Source organism: Brevundimonas albigilva (genome assembly GCF_023573565.1).
GTDB lineage: Bacteria > Pseudomonadota > Alphaproteobacteria > Caulobacterales > Caulobacteraceae > Brevundimonas > Brevundimonas albigilva.
Genome location: NZ_CP097649.1, coordinates 1,161,999 through 1,172,101, shown reverse-complemented (window position 1 = coordinate 1,172,101; position 10,103 = coordinate 1,161,999). Strand labels below are relative to the sequence as shown.

The 10,103-nt window shown below is 68.6% G+C and carries 10 protein-coding genes; 5 read left to right on the top strand and 5 right to left on the bottom strand.

Annotated elements, in window-relative coordinates:
* Positions 1-83 precede the first annotated feature (83 nt).
* Positions 84-2,843, bottom strand: coding sequence for a TonB-dependent receptor (locus M8231_RS05800; protein ID WP_249750821.1), 2,760 nt, complete (start codon positions 2,841-2,843; stop codon positions 84-86).
* Between the two features lie 265 nt (positions 2,844-3,108).
* On the opposite strand from M8231_RS05800, the gene M8231_RS05795 reads away from it, so the two are divergent.
* The 3 genes from M8231_RS05795 to nagA are packed head-to-tail and all read left to right on the top strand — an operon-like array spanning position 3,109 to position 6,016.
* Positions 3,109-3,849, top strand: coding sequence for a GntR family transcriptional regulator (locus tag M8231_RS05795; RefSeq protein ID WP_249750822.1), 741 nt, complete (start codon positions 3,109-3,111; stop codon positions 3,847-3,849).
* Entirely contained in the window at positions 3,849-4,880 is a 1,032-nt protein-coding gene (locus M8231_RS05790; protein WP_249750823.1) for an SIS domain-containing protein, read from the top strand. Before M8231_RS05795 ends, M8231_RS05790 begins: the two co-directional genes overlap by 1 nt.
* Positions 4,880-6,016 (top strand): N-acetylglucosamine-6-phosphate deacetylase, encoded by a 1,137-nt coding sequence (gene nagA, locus M8231_RS05785; protein WP_250202434.1) that lies wholly within the window; start codon positions 4,880-4,882, stop codon positions 6,014-6,016. The genes M8231_RS05790 and nagA overlap by 1 nt, the downstream gene beginning before the upstream one ends.
* A 7-nt stretch (positions 6,017-6,023) precedes the next feature.
* On the opposite strand, the gene M8231_RS05780 is transcribed toward nagA, so the two are convergent.
* From M8231_RS05780 to M8231_RS05770, 3 genes are all read right to left on the bottom strand, one after another.
* Positions 6,024-6,233, bottom strand: coding sequence for a DUF3126 family protein (locus tag M8231_RS05780; protein WP_249750824.1), 210 nt, complete (start codon positions 6,231-6,233; stop codon positions 6,024-6,026).
* A 65-nt stretch (positions 6,234-6,298) separates the two neighbouring features.
* The gene (gene cysE / locus M8231_RS05775) at positions 6,299-7,126 is read right to left on the bottom strand and encodes a serine O-acetyltransferase (protein WP_249750825.1); all 828 of its coding nucleotides are present in this window, start codon (positions 7,124-7,126) and stop codon (positions 6,299-6,301) included.
* Between the two features lie 20 nt (positions 7,127-7,146).
* Positions 7,147-7,773, bottom strand: coding sequence for an NUDIX domain-containing protein (locus M8231_RS05770; protein ID WP_249750826.1), 627 nt, complete (start codon positions 7,771-7,773; stop codon positions 7,147-7,149).
* Between the two features lie 45 nt (positions 7,774-7,818).
* Here M8231_RS05770 and M8231_RS05765 point away from each other — a divergent pair, with 45 nt between their 5' ends.
* Together M8231_RS05765 and M8231_RS05760 are read left to right on the top strand one after the other, a co-directional pair.
* The gene (locus M8231_RS05765; protein WP_249750827.1) at positions 7,819-8,412 is read left to right on the top strand and encodes a nitroreductase family protein; all 594 of its coding nucleotides are present in this window, start codon (positions 7,819-7,821) and stop codon (positions 8,410-8,412) included.
* A gap of 14 nt (positions 8,413-8,426) precedes the next feature.
* Entirely contained in the window at positions 8,427-9,146 is a 720-nt protein-coding gene (locus M8231_RS05760; protein WP_249750828.1) for a DedA family protein, read from the top strand.
* Here M8231_RS05760 and M8231_RS05755 read toward each other — a convergent pair.
* Positions 9,143-10,000, bottom strand: a complete 858-nt coding sequence (locus tag M8231_RS05755) for a DUF817 domain-containing protein (protein WP_431307127.1) — start codon at positions 9,998-10,000, stop codon at positions 9,143-9,145. The two genes, M8231_RS05760 and M8231_RS05755, sit on opposite strands and share 4 nt — an antisense overlap.
* Positions 10,001-10,103: the final 103 nt, after the last annotated feature.

The following is a 10,103-nucleotide window of genomic DNA, read 5'->3' as shown; positions in this document are numbered from 1 at the left end:
CTCATGGCCGCATCCTGAATACGGAAGCGCGGCCATGGCAATCGGCTTGCGGGGACGACGCGGCGCCGTCCCCGCTCCATCGATCAGAACTCGACGGCCAGGGTCGCCATCAGCTTGCGGCCCGTCCGGTACACGCCGCGCGGCAGGGCCACGGTGTTGGCGTAGCTGTAGTACTCGCTGTCCAGCAGGTTCTGCCCCGACACCGTCAGGCTGACGTTGTCGTTGAACCGGTAGCCCGCCGTGGCGTCCAGCGTGTCCACATCGCGCACGTACAAGGCGTCGCCGCGATCCAGACCGGTGAAATACTTGGACCGCCAGGTGTAGGTCACCCGCGCCGAGAACGGACCGCTCTCGTAGAAGGGGCTCAGGTTGACCTGGTGTTTGGAGTTGAACGGCAGGTCCTGGCCATTGTCCGCCTCGCCGTCGACAAGGGTGTAGTTGGCCAGCACCCCGAAGCCGTAGCCGAAGGTCTGCTGATAGGCGACCGACAGCCCCTTCAGCTCGGCCGACCCCGCGTTCGTCGGGCGGCTGATCTGATAGGTGGTGACCGCGTTCTGGGCCTGGTTGAAGTGCTGTTCCGGCGCCGTCTGCTGCAAGATGTAATTGGAGATGTCCTTGTAGAAGACCTCTGCCGACAGGATGGCCTCGGGCTGGAAATACCACTCGGCCGCCAGGTTCAGGTTGGTGGATTCGTACGGATCCAAGTCCGGGTTGCCGCCGCCGCCGGTCAGGATCTGATCCGAAAGCCAGAAGTAGTTGGACATGTCGGCATAGTTCGGCCGCGCGATCACCTTGGCCGCCGCCACGCGGATGATGACGTCCTCAGCGGCGTTGATGGCGACGTTCAGGCTGGGCAGGAAGTCGTCATACTCCTTGCTGGTGACGCTCCATTCCCAGTCCGCCGCCGTCGTGCCGCAGCCGCTCGCTGTCTGATTGACGCAGACATAACCGCCGCTGTCCGACTCGGTGCGGACGTAGCGCAGGCCGATGTTGCCGCGCAGCAGGTCGTTCTCGAAGTTGGCCTGGCCATAGAAGGCGTTGATCGTCTCCTGCACGTTCCAGTTCTGGGCCGTGAACTCAGCGTTCCCGAAGATGGTCGGCACCGGCGCGGCCTGCCAGGGTCGCAGGTATTCGCCCGCCTCGATGTAGTCGGCCAGGGCGTCGCCATCGACGCTGAAGCGGTTGCGCATCTGGTCGTTCACGCCGTCGAAGCCGTCCAGATAGTTGCCCGGCACCTGACCGGGACTGAACAGGGAGGCGTTGTCCGGCGCGCCATAGATCTGCACCGTCACGCCCGACATCTTCTGGTCGGTCTCGTGCTTGCGGTATTTGTAGCCGAACTGGAACCGGTCGAAGAAGCCGGCGCGATCAAAGCCTAGGTCGACCTGACCATAGGTCTCCTCGTCCGTCGTGGGCTTGGAGACGATGTTGCCGCCCCAGCCGGCGTTGTATCCGTCGGGCCCGACCGACGGATCGCCCGCGCCCCAGCCGCCGTCGAACGAGAACTTGGCCGGATTGCTCAGCACGTCATTGTTGGCCGGGTCGGTGTAGGTCAGCACGCCCGGAGAGCCCGGCGCGCCGCGGAAATCGACTTCGTAATCGGCCCAGTTCAGGAACTCCCCGAACAGCTGGCGCTGGGTGCCGCCGTCGGCCTTGGAGTAGCCCACGTCGCCGGACAGGTCCCAGCCCTCGCCGCGCCACTTGCCGTCCAGGTGATAGCTGTCGGTCGTCATCTCGGCTTCGCGGTACTGGACGTCGAGCACGCTCAGCGCATTGTTGAAGGCGGCGTAGGTGATGACGCCGTCCTCGACCTCGATGTCGGTCAGGGCGCCCAGGCTGTTCCAGGTGTTGCCCTGGAAGGCGAACAGCGACTGGTTGATGTTGTCGTAGGTCGCATCGACGTGCAGCCAGTCGAAGTTCAGGTCCAGCTGCTCGACCGGCCGCCATTGCAGGGCGACGGTGTAGCTGTCGCGTTCGCGCGTCTGGTTGAAGAAGTGGGTGCCGAACGAGTTCAGACCCCGCGCGTCAGGGTTGGCCAGCAGGGTCGCTGCGCAGTCGCCCACGCAGTTGCCGTTGGCGATGGCGTCGGCGCCGGGATTTTCCGGATTGCCGCCGTTATAGTAGCTGGCCGGAATGGTGCCGTAAGACTCCAGGCCGTCGCGGCGCAGGCTGTCCTTGGCGTGCTGGGCCGAGACCAGGACCCCGAAGGTGCGGTTCTCGTTATGCCAGCCGCCCAGCAGCGAATACTGCAGGTCGCCTTCTTCCGAGCGGTCGTTGTAGAGATAGGTCAGCGCGCCGGACGCAGTCGTGGCGCCCGTCAGGTCCAACGGCCGGCGCGTCAGGACATCGACCGTGCCGCCGATCGAGCCTTCGTCGATCCGGGCTTCGGGCGACTTGAACACTTCCACCCGGCCGACGATCTGCGGCGCCAACAGGGCGTAGTTGAAGGTCCGACCCGGCTGATCCAGGATGAACCAGTCGGCCGAGGCGACCGTCTGGCCGTTCAGCAGGGTGCGGTTCAGCGCGGGATCGGTGCCCAGGATGGAGACCTTCTCGCCCTGGCCGAACGCCCGGTCGACGGTGACACCCGGAATGATGGTGATGGCCTCGGCCACGTTGGAGCTGGGGAACTTGCCCACGTCCTCGGCGGTGACGACGTCGATGATGGCGTCGGCGTTGCGCTTGGTGGTCAGCGACTGCTGCAGCGACGCCCGGATGCCGGTGACGATCACCTCGTCCACGGTGCTGACCGGTTCGTCCGCGGTCTGCGCGAAGGCCTGGCCGGACGCGACCAGCGCCAGGGCGCTGACGGATCCGGCAAGCAAGGCATGACGAATACTCATGACGCCAGTTCTCCCCATCAATGGATCTGCCCCCGCAGATCCTGAAAAGCCCAATGCAAGACCAATGCGGTCTGTCCCTCGACCGCGAATGCTGGATTACGCCGCCGTTGAAGGAGAGACTTTCATCAATCCATCACACCGCGCAAGACCAAAATGCGAATTGGGCCTACTCTTTTTTGTTATTGGTACTTGATTGGTCGCATGACATCGGTTCAGATGGGCGCAACAACAGGCCCGGGGGCGGGCTGATCCAGGACGGGGCGACATGTCGTTTCTTGAAGCCATAGGCGCGCTGGACGCGCAGCGTTCGGCGCCGCTGTATCAGCAGCTTCAGCACGCCGTGCGCGAGGCGATCGAACGCCACGCCCTGAGGCCCGACGAGGCCCTGCCGCCCGAACGCGACCTGGCCCAGGAGCTGTCGGTCTCGCGCATCACCATCAGAAAGGCGTTCGACGGTCTGGTCGCCGAGGGCCTGCTCACCCGCCGCCAGGGGGCCGGCACCTTCGTCGCCGCGCGGGTCGAAAAGAGCTTTTCCAAGCTGACCTCCTTCTCCGAGGACATGGCCGCGCGCGGACGCAAGGCTACCAGCTCCTGGCTGAACCGCAGCGAAGGCGCCGTGACGCCCGAGGAATCGCTCACCCTGGGCCTCAGCCCCGGCACGCCGGTCTATCGCTTCAACCGCATCCGCTACGCTGACGGCCTGCCGATGGCGCTGGAGTATTCGACCATTCCCGCCGCCTGCCTGCCGGGGATCGAGACGGTCACCACCTCCCTCTACCGCGCCCTGGCCGAGGCCGGCTATCGCCCCAATCGCGCCCTTCAGCGGCTGCGCGCCGTGCTGTTCAACGCCGAACAGGCCGAGCTTCTGGGCACGACGGCCGGCGCCGCGGGCCTGCTGATCGAGCGCCGCGCCTTCCACAACGGCCAGGCGGTCGAGGTGACGCAATCCTACTATCGCGGCGACGCCTACGACTTCGTCGCCGAACTGAATGACGGACCGGCCTGATGCGCGCCGAGGACACCAGGATGTTCGCCGAGGCGGCCGAGGCGCCGGCCGTGGTCGCCGCTCAGCTGCGCGACAACGCCGGGATCGTCGCGACGGCGGCGGCCCGTCTGCGCGACCACGTCCCCTCCGCCGCCCTGATCTGCGGGCGCGGCAGCTCCGACAACGCCGGCGTCTTCGCCCGCTATCTGATCGAATCCGGAACCGGCGTCCTGACCAGCCCGATGCCGCTGGCGGTCAGTTCGGTCTATGGCCGCACGCCGCGCATTCCCGGCGGGGTGTGTCTGGCGATCTCCCAGTCCGGCAAGAGTCCGGACCTGGTCGCCGCCGCATCGGCCGCCAAGGCGGGCGGCGCCTTCGTCATCGCCCTGGTCAATGTCGAGGGCTCGCCCCTGTCGCAGGTCGCGGACCTGACCATTCCCCTGCGCGCCGGGCCGGAGCTGTCGGTGGCCGCGACCAAGAGCTTCATCGCCAGCCTGATCGCCGTCGCCCATCTGGTCGCCGAATGGACCCAGGACGACGCCCTGCGCGCGGGCCTTGCCGCCCTGCCCGACCAGCTGGAGGCCGCCTGGCGCCAGGACTGGAGCGCCGCCCTGCCCGTCCTGAAGGCCGCGACCAACCTCTATGTTGTCGGGCGCGGCGGCGGCTTCGGCGTGGCGCGCGAGGCCGCGCTGAAGCTGAAGGAGACCTGCGGCCTGCACGCCGAGGCCTTCTCCACCGCCGAGGTGCGCCACGGCCCGATGGCCCTGGTCAGGTCCGGCTTCCCCGTCCTGATGCTGGCCCAGTCCGACGTCACCCGCGACGACGCCGAGGACCTGGCGACCGACTTCGCGGCGCGTGGGGCGAGGGTCTTCCTGTCGGGCCGCGGCGGCGATCCCCGCGTGACCGCCCTGCCCTCCACGCCCGGCCATCCGGCGCTGGAGCCCATCCTGCTGATCCAGAGCTTCTACGGCCTGGCCGCGCGGCTGTCCGTCGCGCGCGGCTTCGATCCCGACCGCCCGCCCTACCTCAACAAGGTGACCGAGACCGTCTGATGGCCGTGAACCTGATCAACGGCCGGGTGGCGACGGCCGGCGGCGTGCGCGACGGCCTCAGCGTCGTCATCGAGCAGGGTCGAATCGTCGCCGTGACGCCGGATCGCCCGTCCTCGGGCCAGGATCACGACCTGCGCGGCCGCCTGCTGGCGCCCGGCTTCATCGACACCCAGGTCAACGGCGGCGGCGGCGTGCTGTTCAACGACGACCCCAGCCCCGAGGGCGTCGCCGCCATCGCCGCGGCGCACCGCCGGTTCGGCACGACCGGCCTCCTGCCCACCCTGATCAGCGACGACCTGGACGTGATCGACCGCGCCGTCGACGCCGTGGAGGCCGCCATCGCGGCGGGCGTGCCCGGCGTGCTGGGCGTCCACATCGAGGGGCCCTTCCTGAACGTCCGTCGCAAGGGCATCCACGACGCCTCCAAGTTCCGCGTGCTGGACGACGACGCCGTGCGCCGCCTGACGCGGCTGAAGGGCGGCCGCACCCTGATCACCCTGGCGCCCGAGATGACCACGCCCGACATGATCGGTCGCCTGGCCCAGGCCGGCGCGCGCGTCGCGGCGGGCCATACCGACGCCGACTATCCCACGATGCGCGAGGCCTTCGGCGCCGGGATCACCGGCGTCACCCATCTGTTCAACGCCATGTCGCAACTGCAGAACCGCGCCCCCGGCGTGGTCGGCGCCGCGCTGGAGAACCAGGACGCCTGGTGCGGGATCATCGTCGACGGCCACCACGTGGATCCCGTCGCCTTCCGGCTGGCGCTGCGCTGCCGCCCGCACGACCGCTTCATGCTGGTGACGGACGCCATGCCCAGCGTCGGCGCCGACAGCGACCACTTCTTTCTTCAAGGCCGCCGAATCACCGTCAAGGACGGGCTCTGCTACGACGAGAGCGGGGTACTGGCGGGGTCGGACCTGGACATGGCCGCGGCGGTTCGCAATGCGGTCGCCCTGCTGGGACTGGACCTGTCCCAGGTCCTGGCCATGGCGTCGGCCTGCCCGGCGGCCTTCCTGGGACTTTCGGACCAGCGGGGCGCGATCGCGCCGGGCCGGGCCGCCGACCTCGTCGCCCTGGACGACGATCTGAAGGTGGTCGAAACCTGGATCGGCGGCGTCCGCGACGCCGCCTGAAGGGCCGTCAGTCCGGCAGATCTTCGGCCAGGATCGCCATTTCGAACATGAACGAGCCTTCCTCGTCCTCGTCCTCGAAGACGACGCCGATGAATTCGTCGCCGACATAGACTTCGGCGGAATCGTTCTGCTTGGGGCGCGGCTTCAGGATGATGCCGCCGGTGTTGAAGGTGCGCTTGAGGTGGCCCTCGATGCGCTTCAGGTCGGTGTCTTTCACGGCGGGCCTCGATGGTCTGGAGTTGGCCGCGGACCCTAAAGGGGTTGGGTCTTCAGGGAAACCCGTCAGATGACGAAGTCGTACACCACGTCGGCCAGCGTGTGGTCCATGGTCCGCGCCGGCTCGGCGGCGGTGGGGCAGCCGACGACGCGCGCCGGCACGCCCGCCACGGTGCAGCCCGACGGCACGGGCTTCAGCAGCACCGAGCCTGACGCCACCTTGGCGTAGTCGCCGACCTCGATATTGCCCAGCACCTTGGCCCCCGCGCCCAGCAGCACGCCCTTGCCGATCTTGGGATGACGGTCGCCGCGCTCGGCCCCCGTGCCGCCCAGGGTCACATTGTGCAGCATCGAGACATTGTCGCCGACCACCGCCGTCTCGCCGATGACGATGCCGGTCCCGTGGTCGAGGAACAGCCCTTTGCCCATGCGCGCGCCTGGGTGGATGTCCAGCTGGAACAGTTCGGAAATGCGGCTCTGGAAGTGGAAGGCCAGGGTCTCGCGCCCCTGGGTCCACAGCCAGTGCGCCACGCGCCAGCCCTGCAGCGCCTGGAAGCCCTTGAAATACAGGAATGGCTGCAACAGGTTGCGGATCGCCGGATCGCGCTCGGCCACGGCCCTCAGGTCCGCCTCGGCCGCCGCGACGATGGCCGGATCGGCGGCGTAGGCGCTTAGGCACACCTCGCGCACCGACATGGCCCCCATCTCGCCGTCCGCCAGCTTGCGCGCGATCTGAAAGCTCAGCGCCCCGGCCAGGTCGTCGTGCGACAGGATCACCGCGTTCATCTGCGATCCTAGCTGCGGCTCCTCGCGCACCGCCGCCTCGGCCGAGGCGCGCAACTGCCGCCACAGCTCCAGGCCGTCGGCTTCGGGGACAATCTCCAGCTTGGCCATCGCGGGCTCCTTTCCCGGCATCATAGCCGCCCCAGCAAGGCGCGCGCCAGCGCCGGGGGCAGTTGGCCGGTCATGGCCATATGGTAGGTCTTGTAGGCCGTCGCCACGGTCATGGCGTCCCGCACCGTCCCCCGGCCGATCTCGTCCAACAGATCGACGAAGGGGACGCGGACCACGGCGATGATCTCGGTCGGGTCCGGGTCGGTCGGCGCCGGGCTCAAGCCCCAGGCCAGCCAGGTCATGGCGATCTCGTCGGTGATGGAGTTGGACAGCTCCATCGTCAGCGCCGGCCGCCAGTGTTCGGCCCTCAGCCCCGCCTCCTCGGCCAGTTCGCGCCGCACCCCGTCGAACGGATCCTCGTCCAGCGGCGCCCCGCCCTCGGGCATCTCCCAGGAGTAGTTCGCCAGGGCGAACCGCTGCTGGCCCACCAGCACCACCGTGCCGTCGTCGTGGATCGGCAGGACGCCGGTCCCGACGTTCTTCGGCCGCATCACCACATAGTCGGCCGCCGCGCCCGTCGGCGCCGTCGCCGAATGCCGGGTTAGCCGCAGCCACGGGTTCTGAAACAGCGTCTCCTCGCCGTCGCTGCGCCAGGCCGGCGGCTTCGCCAGCCCCGCCGCCCATTTCGGTTCGTTCGCGTCCTTCATCCTGCGGGTATGGCGGACGGCGGAGCGAAAGCCTAGCTAGGCGGCATGGTCGAACTCAATCAGCCCCTGCCCCCGCCCGTCCCCTCGGCCGAGTTGCGCCGACGCCTGGCCGAGCGCCGCTCGGCCCCCGCCCAGGCCCTCATCGCCCCCGGTCCGTCCGACGCCGAGCTCGAGGAGATCCTGACCCTGGGCGCCCGCACGCCGGACCACGGCAAGCTGTTCCCCTGGCGCTTCGTCGTTCTGGGCCCCCAGTCCCGCGCCCGCATCGCCGAGCAGCTGGCCGTCCTGGCCGAGGCGCGCGACAAGCCGGCCAAGGATCAGGCCGTGCTGGCCAAGCTGACCGCCGCGCCCGTCACCATCCTGGTGATCTCGGCGCCCGTCCCCAACGCCAAGCCGGTATGGGAGCAGCAGTTGTCGGCCGGCGCCGTCTGCATGAACCTGGAACACGCGGCCGGCGCCTTGGGCTATTCCGCCAGCTGGATCACCGACTGGTACAGCTACGACCCGCAAGGCGCCGCCCTATTCGGCGTGCAGGAGGGCGAGACCATCGCCGGCTTCATCCACATCGGCGCCCTGTCCGAGCCGGCCCTTGAACGCCCCCGCCCCGATTTGTCGCTGAAGGTCACGCGTTTGCCGTAAGGCGGCGTCATAAGATGGCCCTTGTCGGATTCGCCTCGACCGACACCGCCTTCCTCCCCCAAGGCCGCGACATGGATTCCCTGCTGCAAGCCGCCGGCGACTTCGTCGCCCGCAATCACCTTTGGGCCGGGGTCATCCTGGGGCTGATCACCTTCCTGGAATCGCTGGCGGTGGTCGGCGCCTTCGTGCCGGCGACAGGGCTGCTGGTCGCGGCCGGCGGCCTGATCGCGGCGGGCGTGCTGGACCCGGGCAACGTCGTCGTCGGCTGCGTCGTCGGCGCCGTGCTGGGCGACGCCCTGTCCTACTGGGGCGGTCGGCGGTTGGGCGTGCGCTTCCTGCGCCGGCCGGTGTTCGCCCCGCACCGGCGCCGCATCGCCTGGACCCGCCTTTTTTGCCGACGCTACGGCGTGCTGTCGATCTTCGTCGGCCGCTTCTTCGGCCCCTTGCGCGCCTTCGTGCCGCTGATGCTGGGGATCGTGCGGATGCGGCAACGCGCCTTCCAGTTCGGCAATGTCGCCTCGGCCGTGGTCTGGGTGCTGGCCATGCTCGCGCCCGGCTACCTGGCCGCTCAGGGTCTGGCGCGGCTGGAGCTTCTGACCGAGGCGCACGGCCCGACCCTGCTACTGGGCGTCATCGCGGCCGCCATCCTGGCGGTCGCCATCGTCTATCGACTGGTCAAGACGCGCGTGTCGCGCCGTTCCGTCATTCTGCGCGGCGCCCTCGGCAGCCGTTAGGCGGGCTCCGGCTCGGGCCGGTGCACGATCGACACCAGCACCACCGAAATGATCATCAGCAGGAACCAGCTGCCCAGCTTGCCCAGCGACACCATCTCCCACCCGGCCGCCTGTCCCGGATAGGTCCAGGCCCGCGCGAAGGTGCCCAGGTTCTCGGCGAACCATATGAACAGCGCCACCAGGAAATAGCCCAGCAGCAGCGGCATCCCCCGCCGCCGCCGGTCCGCCGTGAAGTAGAACCACCCCGGCCCGAACAGCAGCGCGGTCGCCACGAACAGCGCGATCCGCACGTCGGGCAGCCAGTGATGGGCGAAGAAGTTGACGTAGATCGCCGCCGCCAGCACCCACGTCGTCCACAGCGGCGGATAACGCCGGACCCGGATGTGGAATATCCGCTGCACCCGCGCGATATAGCTGCCCACCGCCGCATACATGAAGCCCGAGAACAGCGGCACGGCCCCGATGCGCAGCAAGCTGTCCTCGGGATAGATCCACGACCCGTGCGCCGTCTTGAACAGCTCCATGATCGTGCCTGCGACGTGGAACAGGAAGATGACCCGCGCCTCCTCCCAGCTCTCCAGCCGAAACGCCAGCATCGCCGCCTGGATCAGCACCGCCCCCACGACCAGGAAGTCGTAGCGGCTGATCGGCGCCGTCTCGGGCCACCACAGGAAGGTGCCGACGATCAGGGCCAGCATCAGCCCTCCGAACAGGCACGCCCACCCCTGCTTCAGCCCGAACCACAGGAACTCATAAGCGTAGCGACGCAGGCGGGACCGGTCGGCCCAGGCCTCGGCCCGCGTCATCAGACGACGCCCCCAGGTTTCAACAGGCAAGCGGCGGGGGGGCGTCATCGCGCTGTCATAAGCGAATGGGGCCGCGCCAGCGAGTCCTGACGGGGCGTGAGACCCTGGTCAGATTCGACATCGTCCTGTGGTAGGGTGCCGTGTCGTCCAC